Source organism: Actinomyces urogenitalis (assembly GCF_002861525.1).
In the GTDB taxonomy this organism is placed as follows: Bacteria; Actinomycetota; Actinomycetes; order Actinomycetales; family Actinomycetaceae; genus Actinomyces; species Actinomyces urogenitalis.
In genome coordinates this window covers 107,213-124,615 of sequence record NZ_PKHA01000006.1, presented here as the reverse complement: position 1 = coordinate 124,615, position 17,403 = coordinate 107,213, and the positions used below count along the sequence as shown (strand labels likewise).

At 65.1% G+C, this 17,403-nt stretch carries 16 protein-coding genes; 10 read left to right on the top strand and 6 right to left on the bottom strand.

The window, feature by feature from the left end; all coding sequences use genetic code 11:
* Nucleotides 1-31: 31 nt before the first annotated feature.
* The 5 genes from CYJ26_RS07155 to CYJ26_RS07135 all read left to right on the top strand — a co-directional run bounded on the left by CYJ26_RS07155 (nt 32) and on the right by CYJ26_RS07135 (nt 5,080).
* Nucleotides 32-1,351 (top strand): ABC transporter substrate-binding protein, encoded by a 1,320-nt coding sequence (locus tag CYJ26_RS07155; protein WP_101638197.1) that lies wholly within the window; start codon nt 32-34, stop codon nt 1,349-1,351.
* Nucleotides 1,352-1,399: 48 nt separating this feature from the next.
* On the top strand, nt 1,400-2,329 hold the full coding sequence (locus CYJ26_RS07150; protein ID WP_101638196.1) for a carbohydrate ABC transporter permease: 930 nt from the start codon (nt 1,400-1,402) through the stop codon (nt 2,327-2,329).
* Complete coding sequence (locus CYJ26_RS07145) at nt 2,329-3,177, top strand: carbohydrate ABC transporter permease (protein WP_101638195.1); 849 nt, start codon at nt 2,329-2,331, stop codon at nt 3,175-3,177. Before CYJ26_RS07150 ends, CYJ26_RS07145 begins: the two co-directional genes overlap by 1 nt.
* 36 nt (nt 3,178-3,213) lie before the next feature.
* Nucleotides 3,214-4,311 (top strand): glycoside hydrolase family 172 protein, encoded by a 1,098-nt coding sequence (locus CYJ26_RS07140; RefSeq protein ID WP_101638194.1) that lies wholly within the window; start codon nt 3,214-3,216, stop codon nt 4,309-4,311.
* Nucleotides 4,312-4,561: 250 nt separating this feature from the next.
* A complete protein-coding gene (locus CYJ26_RS07135) occupies nt 4,562-5,080 on the top strand; it encodes a SprT-like domain-containing protein (protein WP_048780396.1) in 519 nt (172 codons plus the stop codon).
* A gap of 281 nt (nt 5,081-5,361) precedes the next feature.
* Here the strand turns inward: CYJ26_RS07135 and CYJ26_RS07130 are convergent, their stop codons facing one another.
* Complete coding sequence (locus tag CYJ26_RS07130; protein ID WP_006548026.1) at nt 5,362-6,309, bottom strand: ROK family glucokinase; 948 nt, start codon at nt 6,307-6,309, stop codon at nt 5,362-5,364.
* 312 nt (nt 6,310-6,621) lie between these two features.
* Between CYJ26_RS07130 and CYJ26_RS07125 the strand changes: the two genes are divergently transcribed.
* The 5 genes from CYJ26_RS07125 (at nt 6,622) to CYJ26_RS07105 (ending at nt 12,095) form a co-directional block, all read left to right on the top strand.
* Complete coding sequence (locus CYJ26_RS07125) at nt 6,622-7,719, top strand: Gfo/Idh/MocA family oxidoreductase (RefSeq protein WP_006548025.1); 1,098 nt, start codon at nt 6,622-6,624, stop codon at nt 7,717-7,719.
* Between the two features lie 126 nt (nt 7,720-7,845).
* Nucleotides 7,846-8,670, top strand: a complete 825-nt coding sequence (locus CYJ26_RS11250; RefSeq protein WP_006548024.1) for a prolyl oligopeptidase family protein — start codon at nt 7,846-7,848, stop codon at nt 8,668-8,670.
* A gap of 476 nt (nt 8,671-9,146) precedes the next feature.
* Complete coding sequence (locus CYJ26_RS07115; RefSeq protein WP_161800695.1) at nt 9,147-10,268, top strand: ROK family protein; 1,122 nt, start codon at nt 9,147-9,149, stop codon at nt 10,266-10,268.
* Nucleotides 10,269-10,456: 188 nt separating this feature from the next.
* Nucleotides 10,457-11,464, top strand: coding sequence for a sugar phosphate isomerase/epimerase family protein (locus tag CYJ26_RS07110; RefSeq protein ID WP_006548021.1), 1,008 nt, complete (start codon nt 10,457-10,459; stop codon nt 11,462-11,464).
* Nucleotides 11,465-11,591: 127 nt separating this feature from the next.
* Nucleotides 11,592-12,095: a DUF2218 domain-containing protein gene (locus CYJ26_RS07105; protein WP_006548020.1), complete on the top strand. Its 504-nt coding sequence runs from the start codon at nt 11,592-11,594 to the stop codon at nt 12,093-12,095.
* Nucleotides 12,096-12,139: 44 nt separating this feature from the next.
* On the opposite strand, the gene CYJ26_RS07100 is transcribed toward CYJ26_RS07105, so the two are convergent.
* From CYJ26_RS07100 to CYJ26_RS07080, 5 genes are all read right to left on the bottom strand, one after another.
* Nucleotides 12,140-13,657 (bottom strand): MFS transporter, encoded by a 1,518-nt coding sequence (locus CYJ26_RS07100; protein WP_006548019.1) that lies wholly within the window; start codon nt 13,655-13,657, stop codon nt 12,140-12,142.
* Nucleotides 13,658-13,715: 58 nt separating this feature from the next.
* Nucleotides 13,716-14,546, bottom strand: coding sequence for an IspD/TarI family cytidylyltransferase (locus CYJ26_RS07095; RefSeq protein ID WP_048681553.1), 831 nt, complete (start codon nt 14,544-14,546; stop codon nt 13,716-13,718).
* 112 nt (nt 14,547-14,658) lie between these two features.
* A complete protein-coding gene (locus CYJ26_RS07090; RefSeq protein ID WP_006548017.1) occupies nt 14,659-15,153 on the bottom strand; it encodes a CarD family transcriptional regulator in 495 nt (164 codons plus the stop codon).
* A 171-nt stretch (nt 15,154-15,324) separates the two neighbouring features.
* Complete coding sequence (locus CYJ26_RS07085) at nt 15,325-16,029, bottom strand: response regulator transcription factor (protein WP_006548016.1); 705 nt, start codon at nt 16,027-16,029, stop codon at nt 15,325-15,327.
* A complete protein-coding gene (locus tag CYJ26_RS07080; protein WP_006548015.1) occupies nt 16,026-17,282 on the bottom strand; it encodes a sensor histidine kinase in 1,257 nt (418 codons plus the stop codon). Before CYJ26_RS07080 ends, CYJ26_RS07085 begins: the two co-directional genes overlap by 4 nt.
* Nucleotides 17,283-17,403 lie beyond the last annotated feature (121 nt).

Here is a 17,403-nt window from a genome sequence, read left to right as displayed (position 1 = left end):
GCGCGCCAGACAACCACAAAGGAGAAGAATCATGACAACAACAAGACGCCAGGTCCTCCAGTGTGCCGCCGGTGCTCTGGCTGCCGCGGTGACTGCGTCACTTGCCGGATGCGGTAGCGCCTCCAGTGGAGGAGACTCCAAGACCTTCACGATCCTGCAGTACGAGAACCCCGAAAGCGCTCAAGGCCAAGGCTGGGCACTGGCGGTCGAGCTATTCAAGAAGAAGCACCCTGACGTCACTGTCGATTACCGAACCACCAGCTTCGACGCGATGAGGCAGAACGCCAAGGTGACACTCACCGGCCAGGACGTCCCCGACGTCATCGAGTTCAACAAGGGAAACTCCGACGGCGGTCAGCTCGCGGCCCAAGGTTTGCTCACACCACTGACAGAAATCGTCGAAGAGCGCGGATGGGACACCAAGATCACGGGCGGTATGCAAGCCTTCGCCAAATATGACGATCAGGGTCTTGCAGGCTCGGGCGATTGGTACGGCATACCCAATATCGGCGAGTACGTCATGTTCTACTACAACAAGGACCTCTTCGCTCAGGCTGGGATCACGGACGTGCCGACCACGCTGGTGGAGTTCGAGGCAGCAATGGACTCACTGGTTGCCGCTGGTCTCACCCCCGTCTCCTCCTCCGCAGCGACAAGTCAGGGCTTTAACCAGATGTGGGTCTGGTACTCCCTTGTGTCTGCGGGTGCCACCCGCGATGAGATTGACGACTTCATGTTCCTGCGTCAGCCAGTGGACTTCTCGAAGAGCCCATGGAGTGACGCCGCACAGCGATTCGAGGAGTGGATCGACAAGGGCTACGTCGGCACCGAGCTGGGCGGCCTCAACTTCGAGCAGGCAACGGTCAATTTCCTCAACGGAGACAAGGCCATGCTCATCTGGAACCAGGGGGAGTTCGCGCGTATCCGCGAGCAGGCTCCTTTTGAGTGGGGATACTTCACCCTCCCCGGCGCTCAGATGCAGATGGGATCGAGCGGTCACCTTTGGGGTGTGCCTGCTAATGCCAAGAACAAGGAGCTCGCCTACGACTGGATCGAGATCACGCTGAGCGCCGAGGTCCAGAACAAGATCGGGCAGCTGGGCGGGCTGCCGCTAGCAGGCGATGCATCCACGATCACTGACGATCTCACCCGCGCGTACACCGAGCGTTTCAACGAGCTCTTGAAAGCAGACTCCTTAAGCTTCTACCCCGACTATCCGATTCCGGGGTTCCTTGACTTCATCCAGTCCGGCATGCAGGCCATGTCTAACGGCAACATGACCGCCGAGGACTGGACCCGCGACCTCCAGGCCTTCTACGACGACGGCCGCGACGCAACCCTCGCAGGCTGATCGAGTGGGGGCCCGCCTCGGTGGGCCCCCGCCCTGGAGGAGTCACTCATGTCTACCGCCACCACCCAGGCCCCGCGTCGCACTCTGACACGCCAGGGCCCCTACTGGCTCTATCTCCTGCCTCTTGCGGCAGGCTTCCTCACCGTTGTTGCTGCTCCGTTCGCAATGAACGTCTATACCAGCCTGTTCCATTGGAAAGGTGGCCAAGCGCCCATGCGCTGGGCCGGTCTGGAGAACTACGCGACGCTGCTGACCGACGCGACCTTCTGGCGTTCTTTTCAGAACAGCCTCGCCATGATCGTAGCCATCACGATCATCCCTACGATCATCGGCGTGCTGCTCGCAGCCTTGTTGTTCGACTATCTCGGTCGCCGGTTCGGTGACCGTGCAATCGCAGTGCTGCGTGCGACCTACTATCTTCCCCAGATCCTGCCGATTGCTGTGGCAGGTTTTATCTGGTCAACCATCCTCAATACTCGCCAGGGCTCCCTCACCCTGCTGCTTCATGGACTGGGGATCCAGCAGACGCCTGACTGGCTCGGCGATCCAGGCGTAGCAATCTACTCAGTCATGCTCATGCTCGTCTGGCTGCAGATCGGGTACCCGGTCGTCATCTTCATGTCAGCGCTTCAGCGCGTAGACCCCGAGCTGTACGAGGCAGCCGAGCTGGACGGCGCTGGGTGGTGGCGGAGGTTCCAGGCGATCACGATCCCTCAGATCCGCCCTGAGATCTTTGTTGTCGTCCTGACCGCGACTATCGGAGCGCTCAAGGTCTTTGCCCCAATTCTCATCCTCACGGGTGGTGGGCCCGAGAACTCAACAGTTGTCCCGTCCTACTACGCCTATCGGAACTTCTTCGAGCTTTCACGCGTGGGCTATGGATCAACGATCGCCACCGTGATGTCGATCGTCATCTTCATCGTCGCCACCGCGATGCTCGCTTGGCAGCATCGTGAGTCCAGGAAGGAAGGCCGCTGATGCCAGCTCCCACCACAAAGCGCAGAAAGCGGACGGCCCTGAACTGGGTGATGCTGGGACTTGCCGCCATGATCGCCGTCGTCATGGCATCACCGTTTCTACTCCTTGTGCTCAACTCTTTCAAGACGGGAGCCGACTACTCCACCAACGGTCCGCTGGCCTGGCCTACGAGTTTTACTCTCGATGCTTTCGTCAGCTATCTCAACCGCGTGAACTTCCCGCGAGCGCTTTGGAATTCGATCCTGAGCTCGACCATCATCGCCTTCGCCTCTGCCGCGCTCGCTCTCTTGGCTTCTTATGCAATTGGAATAGGCAGGATCCGTGCTAGCACCACCATCACAGCAATCCTGCTGATCGCCACCATGATGCCGCAAGAGGCACTGATCTATCCCCTCTTCTACGGAGCCCAGGCAACCGGCCTCCTCAACTCAATCTGGTCTATCATCGCGGTCTTCATCGTCCTGTGGGCGGCCTACGGCACCTACATCCTGTCCAGCGTCATGTCGACTTTTCCCCGCGAAGTGCTCGAGGCTGCGGCGATCGACGGTGCGGGTCGTCGCCGCATCCTGTGGTCCGTCGTCTACCCGATTGTCCGCCCCACCCTCACCGTGCTCGTGGTCTTCATCTTCATCTGGTCCTGGAACGAGTTCTACATTCCCTTGATCTTGCTTGGGGACCCCGCCTCCCAAACCGTGCCAATCGCGTTGTCCACACTTCGTGGGCAGCACTCGATCGATATCACCGTCGTCAACGCAGGCTCACTGCTGTCCCTGATCCCGACGCTGATCTTCTTCCTCCTCTTCCAACGCACGATCAGCCGCGGCGTCATCGCCGGAGCTGTGAAGTAACGCACCGTTTTCCGCCTCAACCCCATGGGAGAACACATGTCTATCCAGTGGAATCACCTACGCAACAACGGCCGTCTACGTAGCCGTGCCATCAACGCTGAGAACCCGACCGGCGCGCCTGGTGCTGCCGCGTCAGCCAGCTCGGCGCTCGGTCCTGGTCGCAAAGGCAGCGCCTGGTACGAGCTGCCCTCAGGAGGAAAGCTGACCCTCGCCGAGATCACCGGTCCCGGAGTCATCCGACATATCTGGATCACCGTCCCAGACAAGACACCCGCGGGCCCTTTTGTTCTACGCGATCTGGTCCTACGCGCATACTGGGACGGCTCAGACTCTCCCTCCGTAGAAGTCCCCCTCGGAGACTTCTTCTGTAACGGCTTCGGCCAACGTAGCCTCGTCACCTCCGAGCCGATCGTCGTCGCCCCTACCGGAGGAATGAACTGCTACTTCCCTATGCCCTTCCGCACCGGAGCGCGTCTAGAGCTCTCCAGCGAGCATCCCGGAGACCTCCCCTACGTCTTCTTCCAGGTTGACTACACCACCGGAGATGACATCGCTGCGTGGCCTGGATATTTCCACGCGCAATGGCGCCGTAGCAACGCCACCACCAGGCCCGGCCAGGACCATGTCATCCTGGACAACGTCCAAGGACCGGGAACATACGTCGGCACCTACGTCGCACTTGCGTCACTGCATCGCTACTGGTGGGGTGAAGGAGAAGTCAAGTTCTTCATTGACGACGATGAGAACCTACCCACGCTATGCAGCACTGGGTTGGAGGACTACGCCGGCGGCGCGTGGGCCTTCCAGGACGAGCTGCGCTCTGATCCTGAGCCAATGATCCTGAACTTCTGCGCCCCGTACTGCGGATACCCCTTCGCTAGTGCTACTGACTCCACCAAGGCCTCAGAGTTCTCGACAGCCATGCTGCCCATGCACGGCCTGTACCGGTGGCACCTGCCCGACCCGATCTACTTCCAGGAACGGCTCAAGGTGACCGTTCAGCAGATCGGGATGTGGGACCACGGACTGTTCGAGCGTTCCGATGACGTCTCGACCACTGCGTACTGGTACCAGACATCCCTCGGTACATCCTTTCCGCCTTTGCCACCGGCCCCCGAGCGGGCTCCGCGCTGACCGGAGGAACAGTATGAGGCGCAACATCATTGCGCTCAACCATCCTCCAAGTCAGCCTCTGTCCTCGGCATGACAACTCATGTCTCGCCCTCGTCATAGGGCGTTGGCCTGGTGCCCGCCAATTTAGGTGGGCACCAGGCCAACATGCTGCCCGCCTCATCATCCCCGACCCTGCTGCGCCACCCTGCCTACCCCCGTCTGCTCCTGGCACCCGATCTTGATGTCGCCCCTGCCCGCTACGCTCTGGGCCGTGGAGATCCCTGACGTCCTCGCCCTGGCCTGCCGCCTCATGGAGGAGCACGGCGTCGGTGACTGGGAGCTTGGTCTGGACCGCGCCAGGCGCCGCGCCGGGCTGACCGACCACGGTCGCCGTCGAATCACCCTGTCCCGGGCCCTCATGGAGCTCTACAGCCCTGACGAGGTACGCGAGACCGTCCTGCACGAGATCGCGCACGCCCGGGTCGGCGCGAGTCATGGCCACGATGCCGTCTGGGCCGCCGAGGCGCGGCGAATCGGTGCCTCCGGACGCAGGCTCGTGCCGCGTGAGGCCCCCGCCATCGCCGGACGCTGGGTGGGCACCTGCCCTGCCGGCCATACGGTCAGCCGTATGCGTCGCCCCGCCGTACCCATGGCCTGTGCCCGCTGCGGGCGCCGCTTCTCACTTGCCAACCTGCTGACCTGGACCTACGACGGCAAGCCGGTCACCGCCCAGCAGATCGGGCCGCGCTACGCCCGTGCCCTCACCCGCATCAACAAGGCGTCTCATTAAGGCGCGCTTCGCCACTGAGGCGGTTCCTCACTACCTCCCTGGCACACGCCATCTGACTAGGGCGTGCCTCCGCCGCCGAACACGCGCATGCGTCGAAGAAACGTGCCTCTCAGGCACGCGCAGGCACGCCACAATCGCTCATGCACGTTCGCATCACCGCAAGCACGCCGCGGGGCACCCGCCGCACGCCGCACGCCGCCCGAGCCTCTCCGCGGCAGCACGAACCTCGGGCCGGGTCCGCACGAGGCGGCTCCCGGCCCGAGGTCAAGGGGACAGCGGTCTCAGACGGCGCGAGCCAGGTCCGCCGCGCCCACCAGGCCGGCGTCCTGACCGGAGGCCGAGATGAGCACCGGGATCTGGGGACGTCGCGTGCGAGCTGTCAGGTACTGGTCAAAGGCCTTGGTCACGGGCGTGAGCAGGATGTCGCCCGCCTCGGTCAGCCCACCGGTGAGCACGATGACCTCAGGGTCAAGCACTGCGGCGAGGTCAGCCAGTCCCTGTCCCAGCGCGTCGCCCAGGCGCTCGTAGCACTCCAGGGCTGCCGGATCGCCCTCGCGAGCGGCAGCCGTGACGGCCTTGCCGGAGATCTTGTTCTGGTCCCCACCGGACAGCTCGATGATGCGAGCGGCGTAGGCCGGGCGGAACTTCGCCAGCTCCCAGCCATTGACGCCCAAGGCCGTTCCGGAGGCGTAGCGCTCCAGGCAGCCGCGCAGCCCGCAGCCGCAAGGCCGGCCGTCAGGGACGATGCTGATGTGCCCGATCTCAGCGGCGAAGCCAGCGGCTCCACGTACGAGGTGGCCGTCAATGACGACGGCGCCGCCCACACCAGTTCCCAGCGTCACCACGAGTACGTTGGCCTTACCAGCCCCCGCGCCGAAGCGAGCCTCGGCCCAGCCGGCCGCGTTGGCGTCATTCTCGACGACGACGGGCAGGCCCACACCCTCGGAGACGACGTCACCGATCTTGACGCCCGTCCAGTCCAGATTGGTACCCGAGGCCATGGTGTTGCGGTCCGAGGAGACGAAGCCGGCCGCGCCGATGCCCACGGTCGTGGCCTCCGGGTGAGCAAGCTTGAGGTCGAGAGCAACCTCGATGATCGTGGCGAGGATGGCGTCACGGTCGTTGGCCGGAGAGTCCTTCTGCACGCGGGTGATGACGTTGCCATCCTCGTCCACGACTCCCGCGGCGATCTTCGTACCGCCGACGTCCACGCCGATGCTCAGTGACATGTTCGCTCCTTCGACAGGCCTAACTAGGCCACGGTTGTGCTGCCCGTGACGGCGAATCGGCGTCGGGGCTCCTTGGCTCCTATTGTCCGCCATAACTCCCTGTTTTGCCTATCTGAACCTCTTATTTCCGCACACTTAATGCAAAAGTTATCGTAACTCGCGCCGACATCAGTTCAACTCGTCGCGACCTTGAGCCGATCAGAACACAAGTCATGCTCAACTCTCTTTCGGAGCCCACCCCCTGCCCCTACCGGCACTGATATCAGCCATGCAGCACCGGAGCTGCTCTGACCGCACCTCATAGGAGGCACCATGTCGACTGCCCACATCCACCCCACTCACCACCTCGCCATCATTGGCTACGGCACCCAAGGCGTCTACCACACTCGAAATCTCCGTGCACTGCAAGACGTCGCGATCGAGGTCGTCGGCGTGTATGACACCGACCCACGCGCACACGAGGACGCCCGCGCCGACGGGCTCCACGTCTACAGCTCTCATCAGGACCTGCTGGCCGACCCCAGCATCGACGTCGTCTTCATCTGCACCCCTAACGACTCACACTACGACTACGCCGCCGCACTGCGCGCCGGAAAACACGTCTTGTGCGAGAAGCCGGCCACGATGAGTTCCCAGGAGATGCGGAGCATCAAGGCCATCGCCGAAGAAACCGGCCACATGTTCATGGTCCACCAGAATCGCCGATGGGACCCAGACTTCAATGTCATCAAGACCATCTATAACGACCAGCTCATCGACGAGCCGACCTACCTAGAGCAGCGCATCCACGGCTCACGTGGCATCCCCGGAGACTGGCACCAGAAGCCGGAGCACGGAGGCGGCATGGTCCTGGACTGGGGCGTCCACACCGTCGACCGACTGCTGACCATGGTGGGTTCGCCGGTGGCTGACGTCTACGGCGAGCTCTCCTTCGCTCTCGGACACGAGGTTGACGACGGCTTCCGTGCGCGCCTCACCTTCGCCAACGGCTTCAAGGCGATGGTGGACGTATCCACCACTTCCTTCCTGCCAGAAGCCAAGTTCTGGATGCAATCCGCCTCCGGCAGCGTCGTGATCGAGGACAGGGAGATGAACGGCCGGATCGTGCGTCGTACCGGAGCCGAGGAGGAAGACGCCACCCCCGTTCAGGCGGGCGTCGGCCTGACCAAGACGATGGCGCCACGTATTCTGGACTACGCCAAGATGGCCTCTACAACACCTCCAGTCGAGGTTCTTCCCCTGCCGCACATCGCCACCGATGTCATGGACTTCTATCGCAATGCTCGCGACATTATGGACGGAGCTGCAGAGCCAGTGATCACGAATGACTCAGTGATTCGCTGCCTGACAGTCCTTGAAGCCGTCATCGAGTCTGCCCGCACCCACGAGATCGTCCACCCAGAGAGATAAGGCCTCACCTCAGCGAAGGGGAGCCGGCAGTTAGCGACGTTCCACCTCCCCTCTTTCGCACACTCGATGCGAAAGGGGGGAGGGCTCCGCCCGCAATGACTTCGACGACATGCTGAGATAACGGTCATGCATGACGGCGTACCAGACAGTGTCAGTCCCAAGGCCGAGCTGGCACCCCGATGGCTTGAGGAGATCACTGACCCTAAGACAGCGAGCTGGGTCGCACAACACAATGAGTCAACCCGACAGCTGCTAGGCAGTCCCAGCCTGAACACCCTCGTCTCAGAGATCCGCGACCTCCTGGACAACCCAGACCGCATGCCGGTTGTCACCGATCATCACGGCATGCTGTACAACCTGTGGACTGATGCCGCTCACCCGCGTGGCCTGTGGCGGCGCACCACCTGGGAGTCATACGTACAGGGAGCACCAGGCCGCTCAGACCGCACTCCGCCAGCCACGCAGTGGGAGGAGCTCGCTGACCTCGATGCCCTCGCAGCCGAGAAAGGGGTCGATCTGTCCTGGGCAGGCGCCCAGGTTCTGTCCACGGGACCCCACGCTGGCAGACGCGCTCTGATTTCGCTAGCCGACGGCGGCTCAGACGCCAGCACGACTCAGGAGTATGACCTCGACAAACGCCGTTTCATTAGTCCGCGAGACGGCGGTTTCTGCCAGATGCTGTCCAAAGGCACCATGTCCTGGGCAGATGATGTAGGCGAGTCCGTCCTCATCAGCGACGACTTCACCGGAACCGGCATGTCGCGTGCTGGTCTACCTCGCCAAGCACGCCGCCTCAAACGCGGCCAGCATCTAAAAGACGCTGAGGTTCTGGTGACCGCAGCATCCGACGCCCTGGCAGCCTTTGCGGTTCGCGATCCCTGGGGACGAACATGGGTATCGACGGTTCCCTACTTCGGAGCCACATCGAAGCCGAGCCCGCCTCGGCCGTAGGCATCCTGAAGCGAATACAGGGACACGCCCTTCTTGATCGTCATGACCAGTCCCTTCGTTGGAACCCCCTCCGCTGCGGAGGGTGCGGCCGGCAAACGGACACACAGGATGATGCGTCCGCGATGGCCGCGTCCCGGGTCTCCCCGGCACGGGGAGACTATGAAGACTGCGAGGACAAGAGCCATGGCCAAATGCCCTTCTTGTGCACGATGAGGGCAGATGCTACGAACAGCTGATAAGACGAGGACTGCTCCCGATCGGCGTCACCAAATCCGATTCCAGGACCGGTGATTGACCTCTAGATCACGGGATTAGCGGCAGCGCCGTCGATACAGTGAGCACGTCAGGCATCCTCCACACGAAGGCCCCTCATGCCGAGTCCTCTGTCCGCGATTGACCGCGACGTCCTCACGGTAGCCAACCTGGTCCGCACCTCACGAGCCCTGACACGCCAAGAGCTTGCGAGCAGAACCGGCATGAGCCGCAACACCATCTCCACGCTGATCGCTTCTGCCATCGAAACTGGTCTGCTAGTACCTGATGGTTCTGCGCCGTCGACCGGAGGAAGGGCTCCTCAGACCTGGCGCTTCCATCACGAAGCCGGCCTCATCATGGTTGCCGGAGTCCACAGCTCAGCTCTCCACCTCGCCGTCACCGATCTGGCTGGTCATGCCCTCTGCCAACGTATGGTCGACTGGCCGATCATGCGAGGACCGGAGGAGACCCTGGACGAGGTCGCACGTCAGATGCGAGAAATGGCCGAGAACGTTCAGGCCTCCTCCTCGCGCCCATTGGAGGTCTGGGGAGCTGGAGTCTCGTTGCCAGGGCCCATCGACCAGTCAACAGGCCGTCCCACCGCCCCTCCCATCATGCCCGGCTGGGACCGCTTTGACGTACGCGGGCATCTAGACAATCGCCTCGGAGTCCCCGTCGCCGTCGACAATGACGTCAACACCATGCTCCTGGGCTATGCCACCACCCTGCCGGACCAGCGCCTGCGCTGCCCCCGAGACATCCTCTATCTCCAGATCGGGACCGGAATCGGGGCAGGCATCATGTCTGCCGGACATGTCCATCGAGGCGCGGACGGTGCCGCCGGGGACATCGGGCATGTGCGGGTCACAGACGCGGACTCCGTGGTCTGTCGTTGCGGGAGGACCGGATGCCTGGAGGCAGTGGCCGGTGGATGGTCTCTGCTGCGGGACGCCCGACGCGCCGCCGCCGAGGGACTGAGCCCCCATCTCGCTACGAGACTAGAGGACACGGGCACGCTCACTCTCGAGGACATCGTCAGCGGCGTGCTTGCGGGAGACACCGAGTGCCTGACCCTCATGGTCCGCTCTGCCACCGCCGTCGGCGATGCCTTGGCCATGCTGGTCAGCTTCTTTAACCCATCTCAGGTCATCCTGGCTGGAGCACTACCCCAGGGCTGCCCGATGTTCCTCGACGTCGCCCGCCGCATCGTCTCAGAACGTGCTCTCATCCTTGCAACGGCGGGGCTCCAGGTCACTGCAGCAGCCTCCGGACTAGAGGACGAACGACGTGGGGCAGCATTGCTGACGGTCAACGCCTTGTTCAATGCGGCCACACGCGATTGAGGTTGCTGTCGCCACACCCCAGGCCCACCGATATCGCTCGGAACGCTCACTCTTCTGCATGCTGCATGCAGAAGCACGTCTCCCGTTTCTGGTGGCTCCTCATCGGTCAGCACTAGCGTCGCAGACATCATCGGCAATGCCGGCACAGGTTCGCTTGCCGACAGCCCCGTCTGCGAAGGAGCAGTGCTATGCCCAGGAACATCAACCTCTTCACCGGCCAATGGGTCGACCTGCCTTTTGAACAGGTATGTGCACTTGCTCAGCAATGGGGCTTCGACGGTCTGGAAGTGCCTGTCGCAGGTGATCACCTTGACGTCTACCGCGCCGACCAGGATGAGGAGTACTGCCGCTGGTGGAAGGACACCCTGGCGCGTCACAACCTCAGTTGCTACGCCATCTCCAACCACTCCACCGGTCAGGCGGTGTGCGATGATCCCATCGACTTCCGTCACCACGGCCTGCTCTCGGATCGCGTGTGGGGCGCTGGCGAATCGGATGCTGAGGGCGTACGTCAGCGAGCAGCTGAGGAGCTCAAGCTCACCGCTCGCGTGGCCGCCAAGCTTGGCGCCAAGACCGTCACTGGATTCACGGGCTCCAAGATCTGGAAGTACGTCGCCATGTACCCGCCGGTCTCAGCAGATGTCATCGCCGACGGATATGAGGACTTTGCCCGCCGCTTCAACCCGATTCTCGACGCTTTCGACGATGCCGGAGTGACCTTCGCCCTAGAGGTCCACCCCAGCGAGATTGCCTACGACTACTGGACCACCAAGGCAACTCTGGAGGCAGTGGATCATCGCGAGGCATTCGGCATCAACTGGGACCCCTCCCACATGATCTGGCAGGGTATTGACCCCGCGGTCTTCCTCACCGACTTCGCCGACCGGATCTACCACGTCCACTGCAAGGACACCAAGACTCACTTCGACGGCCGCAACGGTCGCCTGTCCTCCCACCTGCCTTGGGACGACCCCCGACGTGGATGGACCTTCGTATCAGCGGGTCTGGGAGACGCAGATCTCGACGGTTACTTCCGTGCGCTTAACCAGATCGGCTACACCGGCCCCATCTCCATCGAGTGGGAAGACTCGGGCATGGATCGTCTTCACGGCGCGCCCCTCGCCCTGAAATACGCCCGAGAGCATGTTTACGACCTGCCGGAATCCGCATTCGACTCCCACTTCAGCAACCGCTGAGCTCCTTCTCTCCTCTGCGGCGGACCGACAGCGCCTGCCAAGGCACCGCCGGTCCGCCGCACCGGCTTTCTCCGCTCCTCGCGATCGCCTCAGGCGCCTTGCCAGCCACATAGGTAAGGATGACCTTATGAGCACCCCTGCCGCGCCGAGCCCGCCCACCGCCGCCTCACCATCCTCCGCCTCACCGTCCGCAGCCTCATCGCCCGCTGCCAGCCCCACCTTCGACTGCCAGTCCGTGGCCCGCGTGCCCACCTCCAGGCCCGCCCGTTACGGCAAGCAGCTGGCCAGCCACATGGGCCGCAAAACCACAGCCAGCTGGGATGAGGCCACGAGCACCGGCGAGCTGCAGTTCAACCGGGAAGGGCCCGTCACCGGCGTCGTCACGCTCAGCTGCCAGGCGCAGACGCTGGTGATGGACCTGCGTTCCACCGCCGAGCACCTCCCCCGCCTGGAGCAGGTCGCCGGCATCCACCTCGCCCGCTTCGGCTGCAAGGACCAGCTCGTCGTGAGCTGGGTGCGCGCTGACGGTCAGCCGGGCACCACCCAGGGCCCGCTCACCGCAGCCGAGATGGCGCAAATGCGCCGCCCCCGTCCTGACTCGGCCTCCGAGCCGACCGCCCGCCAGGAGTAGCCGCCGGAGCCGCCAGGGTCGCCGGTTGCCGCCGGCGGCCGGTCTCAATCCAGGTCCGTGATGCGCCCGGCCGGGTCCCCCACCCGCAGCATGAGCAGCAGCCCGGCGCCTAGCACGACGACGATCCCCAGGATCCCCCAGTAGCTCGCCTCTCCGCCGACGACGCTCTTGCCGACCCAGATGAACAGCCCGTACATCGCCGGAGCGAGGAAGGACACCGCGCGGCCCGTCGTGGCGTAGAGCCCGAAGACCTCGCCTTCACGCCCAGCCGGAGCAACCCGGGCCAGGAAGGAGCGCGCCGCGGACTGCGCCGGCCCCACACAGGCTGACAGCGCCATCCCAAGCACCCAGAAGACTGCCGCGCCGCCGTTGTGCAGGAAGAACACCAGCATCCCGGCCACCAAGAGAATACCGAGGGACCCGAGGATCACCTTGCGCGGCCCCACGAGGTCATCCAGCCTGCCAGACAGGATCGTGGCGATGCCCGCCACCACGTTGGCGGCGATGGCGAAGATAATGACGCTTGAGCTGGTGAAGCCGAAGGTGTTCTGGGCGATGATCCCGCCGTAGGTGAATACGCCAGCCAGCCCATCGCGGAAGACGGCCGCAGCCAGAAGGAACCACAGGACCTCCGGGTGGCTGCGGTACAGGGACACCAGCGTGCGCCACAGCCTCTTGTAGGAGACCCACAGGGACTCCCGCCGGCTGGCCACGGCACGGCTCGCCAGCGCCGTCGGCTCCGACTCCATCCCCGCCTGGCCTCGCTCGCTGCCGCGCGTGGCGTCCTCGCTGGCCGCCTGCCGACGCCGCCGTGCACCCCGCCCGGACTGGGTCAGGATCACCGGCACCGCGCTGAGCCCGAACCAGGCGGCTGCCACGAGCATGGCCACGCGCACGTTGAGCCCGTTCTCGCTGGTCACCCCGAACCAGCCCACCTCGGGGTTGATGAAGCCAACGAAGAGGATGAGCAGCAGGACGATCCCGCCGAGGTAGCCCATCCCCCACCCGAGCCCGGAGACCGCGCCGACCTTTTCCTTGGGAGCCAGCTGGGAAAGCATCCCGTTGTAGTTGACCGAGGCCAGCTCGAAGAAGACGTTGCCCACGCCCAGCAGCGTGATGCCCAGCCACAGGTAGCCGGGCTCCGGCAGAACGAAGAACATGCCCGCACTGATGGCCACGACAACCGCCGTGTAGGCCCCCAGCCAGAAGACGGTCCGCCCCGCCCGGTCCGAGCGCTGCCCGGTCACCGGAGCCAGCAGCGCGATGCACGCACCCGCGATGGTCAGCCCCAGGGAGAGGGAGGACTCCGTGACGTCCTTGTCCCCGAAGGAGGAGCTGGTGAGGTAGACGGTGAAAACGAAGGTGGTGATGACGGCGTTGAAGGCAGCCGATCCCCAGTCCCACAGGCCCCAGGCAACCACGGGCCAGGTCAGCCAGCGCCGTGAGCCGTCCGCCTGCCCTCCTCCCCCCGCATAGGGCTGAGGCTCAGCCTCAGGAAGGGAACCGGCGCTGGGGACGTCGTCCTCGCTGCTGTCAGCCGTTGTGCGGCTCAAGGGGGTCATGCGGTGAGCCTACGGCCTCACAGGTGGACAGGGGGTGACGTTCGGGTAACGGGCAGCCTCAGCCCACGAGCACCTCCGCCAGCGCCAGGTCCAGGGGCGTGGTCACCTTGAGGGACATGGGGTCCCCGGGGACGACGACGACGCTGCCGCCAGCCGCTTCCACCAGACCGGCGTCGTCGGAGGCCGCCAGCGCCTCGTCACCGGCGCGGTCCGCACCCAGGCGGTGGGCCGACAGCAGGGTCTCCGTCGCGAAGCCCTGCGGCGTCTGGACCGCCCGCAGGCGCGTACGGTCCGGCGTCGCCACCACCTGCTCCACGCCGTCGTCAGCGCACCTCTGCGTGGCAGCACGGTCCTCGCCCGCCTGCGCCGGGGCGGGAGACACCCCCTCGGCGGCCCGGACTTCTTTGACGGTGTCGGTGACCGGCAGCGCCGGGACGACGGCGCCATGGCCGGCCCGCACAGCCGCCACCACCCGCTGGATGACCGCTGGCGGCGTCAGCGCCCGGGCGGCGTCGTGCACGAGGACGACCTGCGCCTGAGGGCAGGCCTTGAGCACCGCAGTCAGTCCGAGGGCCACGCTCGCCTGCCGCGAGCGGGGCGAGCCGGCCACGACCTGCACCGTCACGGCACCGGCCTGCCCCAGAGCGTCCAGCTCCGCAGCAAAGACCGGCACCTGGTCGGCCGGAGCCGTGACGACGAGGTGGTCAATGACGCCGGAGTCCAGCAGGCCGCGGGCAGCACGGCGCAGCAGGCTCACTCCCGCCAGCGGCACCAGAGCCTTGGGACACTGCGCCCCCAGGCGCGTGCCCGAGCCCGCTGCCGTGAGGATCGCGACCACGGCACCGCCGGCGCGAGCAGCGTCGCAAGAGTGGGAAGCGGTTCCAACCATGCCCGGCACGCTACCCCACTGGCTCCATCAACAAGACGCACGTCGGCCGGGCAACCCAGACACATGCGGGTTGCCCGGCCGACGAACAGGTTGTCCGTTTGCCTGTGTGAGATCAGGCGGCGGTGCCGGAGGCGAGAACCTCGTCCAGCTTGGACTCGGCGGCCTCCTCCTCGGTCTTCTCCGCCAGGGCCAGCTCGGAGACGAGGATCTGGCGAGCCTTGGAGAGCATGCGCTTCTCACCGGCAGACAGGCCGCGGTCCGTGTCCCGACGGGACAGGTCACGCACGACCTCGGCGACCTTGATGACGTCACCCGAGGCGATCTTCTCCTGATTGGCCTTGAAACGGCGGGACCAGTTGGTCGGCTCCTCCGTCAGGGGCGCGCGCAGGACGTCGAAGACCTTCTCCAGGCCGGCGGCGTCGACGACGTCACGCACTCCGATGTAGTCCACGCTCTCAGCCGGAACGAGAATCGTCAGGTCACCCTGAGCGACCTCCAGCTGCAGGTAGGTCTTCTCCTCGCCGCGCACCTTGCGCTGGCGGATGTCAATGATCCGAGCCGCGCCGTGGTGCGGGTAGACGACGGTCTCGCCGACTTCAAAGGTCATAGGTGACGTCACTCCAGTCCGATTTGCGGGTGCCCAGTTTATCAGGAATACCGCGGAATCACCGGGGATTCTCCTCACAGCGAGAGGCCTTGTGCGCCCCCGACACCCCTCTTGCGCACCGGCCAGCGGTCCAGTGCATGGCCCACCGGCCGCACACCGCCTGTTGCCCGCTCAGCCTTCACTCACCAGCTTGTAGCCCAGGCCGCGCACGGTGACCAGGAGCGTCGGATCGCTCGGCTCGCGCTCGATCTTGGCGCGGATCCGCTTGACGTGAACGTCCAGGGTCTTGGTGTCCCCGACATAGCCCGCGCCCCAGACCCGATCAATGATCTGACCGCGCGTGAGCACCCGGTCCGCATTGCGCAGGAAGAGCTCCAGCAGCTCAAACTCACGCAGCGGCATCGCGATGGGCTCACCGTCCACCCGCACCTCGTGCCGCTCGACGTCCATCGAGACCCGCCCGGCCTCCAGGACCGGCTCGGCCGGCTCCTCCTCGCGCGTGCGGCGCAGCACGGCGTGCACCCGCGCCACCAGCTCGCGGTAGGAGTAGGGCTTGGTGACGTAGTCGTCCGCGCCGATCTCCAGGCCGACGATCTTGTCCACCTCGGAGTCCTTGGCGGTGAGCATGATGACCGGCACGTTCGAGGAGCGTCGGATACGCCGGCACACCTCGGTGCCACTGAGCCGGGGCAGCATGAGGTCCAGCAGGACCAGATCGATCGGCTCCCCACCGCCTGGGCGCCCGGCCTCCTCAAAGAGCTCGACGGCCACCGCGCCGTCCTCGGCCTCGACGACGTCGTAGCCGTCGCGGCGCAGGTTGAAGGCCAACGGCTCGCGGTAGTTCTCCTCGTCCTCAACGAGCAGGATCCGGGTCATGAGTGCGTGCGTCCCTTCTCAGGCAGGAGTGCGAAAGTCGTAGCTGGGCCCTGCCCCTCCTCCTGCTCGGAGCGAGCAGCGGTGAGGAGGTCCGCGATGGTGGCGGCGCCGTCGTCCACACGGAGCCGGGGCAGGACCAGGGTGAAGGTGGAGCCGCGACCGGGGGTGGACCACAGCTCCACCGTGCCCCCGTGGTCAGCAGCCACGTGCTTGACGATCGACAGCCCCAGTCCCGTGCCGCCAGTCACGCGAGAGCGCGCCTTGTCCACGCGGAAGAAGCGCTCGAAGACCCGTTCCTGGTCCTCCTTGGAGATGCCGATGCCCTGGTCGACGACGGCGATGCGTACCAGGTCCGAGTCCGAGGGATCGACGCTCACGCCCACACTCACTCGGGTGCGAGGATCGGAGTAGCGGATGGCGTTGTCCAGGAGGTTGCGCACGGCGGTGGCGATGAGCGCCGCGTCCCCACGCACCATGAGGCCCTTGGTACCACCAGACACCAACGTGATCTCGCGGGCCTCGGCTGCCACCCGCACCCGGTCCACGGACTCGGCGACCACGGTGTCCAGGTCGACGTCCTCGGGGCTGGCCAGCGCGTCACCTTCCTGAAGCCGGGAGAGCTCGATGATCTCCTGGACCAGCACGCCCAGGCGGCGTGACTCCTTGCTCATGCGGCCGGCGAAGTTGCGGACCACCTCGGCGTCATCGGCATTGTCCTCGATGGTCTCGGCCAGCAGGGCGATGGCACCCACGGGGGTCTTGAGCTCGTGGGAGATGTTGACGACGAAGTCTCGGCGCATGTCCTCCACGCGCTTGACCGCGGTGCGATCGTCAATGAGCACGAGGACCCGTCCGCGGCCGATCCCCGCCACGCGCACGTGCAGGAAGAACTGCCCAGAGCCGGCCACGCGGCCGCGGGCCACGGCAAGGTCCGCATCCTCGGCCACGCCGGTGGCGCGCACCCGGGCCACCATCTGGGCCACGCGCGGCTCGCTGACCGCGTCCTGGCCCACGACGTTGTAGGTGTAGGCCGCGGCAGAGGCTCGCAGGATCTCGTCGTCAGAATCCAGCACGACCACGGCGGACCTCAGCGCCGCCAGCACGGGGACGATCGGGTCCTCGGCGGTCAGCTCCGGCGTCGGCGCCTGCAAGCGACGCCGGTCCCGCTCGGACAGGCCGAACGCCACTCCCGCCGCGGTGCCGACGGCGACACCCACGAGGGCGACGACAATCAGCAGCCAGGTGGTACCCACGCCTCACAGACTAGGGGGCGAGGGTGAGCGCGCGCGAGTTCGTGGGCGGCATCATGGCCGGTGTTCACCAAGCATGTGCGCAGGCGTCGCCGGCTGTTCACCTTGGGGGCACATGCTGGGC

Excerpts from the sequence above, each read along its gene's own strand:
- CYJ26_RS07110 (WP_006548021.1), top strand. The coding sequence starts at position 10,457 with ATGCCCAGGAACATCAACCTCTTCACCGGCCAATGGGTCGACCTGCCT.
- CYJ26_RS07125 (WP_006548025.1), top strand. The coding sequence starts at position 6,622 with ATGTCGACTGCCCACATCCACCCCACTCACCACCTCGCCATCATTGGC.
- CYJ26_RS07105 (WP_006548020.1), top strand. The coding sequence starts at position 11,592 with ATGAGCACCCCTGCCGCGCCGAGCCCGCCCACCGCCGCCTCACCATCC.
- CYJ26_RS07140 (WP_101638194.1), top strand. The coding sequence starts at position 3,214 with ATGTCTATCCAGTGGAATCACCTACGCAACAACGGCCGTCTACGTAGC.
- CYJ26_RS07085 (WP_006548016.1), bottom strand. The coding sequence starts at position 16,029 with ATGACCCGGATCCTGCTCGTTGAGGACGAGGAGAACTACCGCGAGCCG.
- CYJ26_RS07145 (WP_101638195.1), top strand. The coding sequence starts at position 2,329 with ATGCCAGCTCCCACCACAAAGCGCAGAAAGCGGACGGCCCTGAACTGG.
- CYJ26_RS11250 (WP_006548024.1), top strand. The coding sequence starts at position 7,846 with ATGCATGACGGCGTACCAGACAGTGTCAGTCCCAAGGCCGAGCTGGCA.
- CYJ26_RS07150 (WP_101638196.1), top strand. The coding sequence starts at position 1,400 with ATGTCTACCGCCACCACCCAGGCCCCGCGTCGCACTCTGACACGCCAG.
- CYJ26_RS07090 (WP_006548017.1), bottom strand. The coding sequence starts at position 15,153 with ATGACCTTTGAAGTCGGCGAGACCGTCGTCTACCCGCACCACGGCGCG.
- CYJ26_RS07130 (WP_006548026.1), bottom strand. The coding sequence starts at position 6,309 with ATGTCACTGAGCATCGGCGTGGACGTCGGCGGTACGAAGATCGCCGCG.
- CYJ26_RS07115 (WP_161800695.1), top strand. The coding sequence starts at position 9,147 with ATGAGCCGCAACACCATCTCCACGCTGATCGCTTCTGCCATCGAAACT.
- CYJ26_RS07100 (WP_006548019.1), bottom strand. The coding sequence starts at position 13,657 with ATGACCCCCTTGAGCCGCACAACGGCTGACAGCAGCGAGGACGACGTC.
- CYJ26_RS07095 (WP_048681553.1), bottom strand. The coding sequence starts at position 14,546 with ATGGTTGGAACCGCTTCCCACTCTTGCGACGCTGCTCGCGCCGGCGGT.
- CYJ26_RS07155 (WP_101638197.1), top strand. The coding sequence starts at position 32 with ATGACAACAACAAGACGCCAGGTCCTCCAGTGTGCCGCCGGTGCTCTG.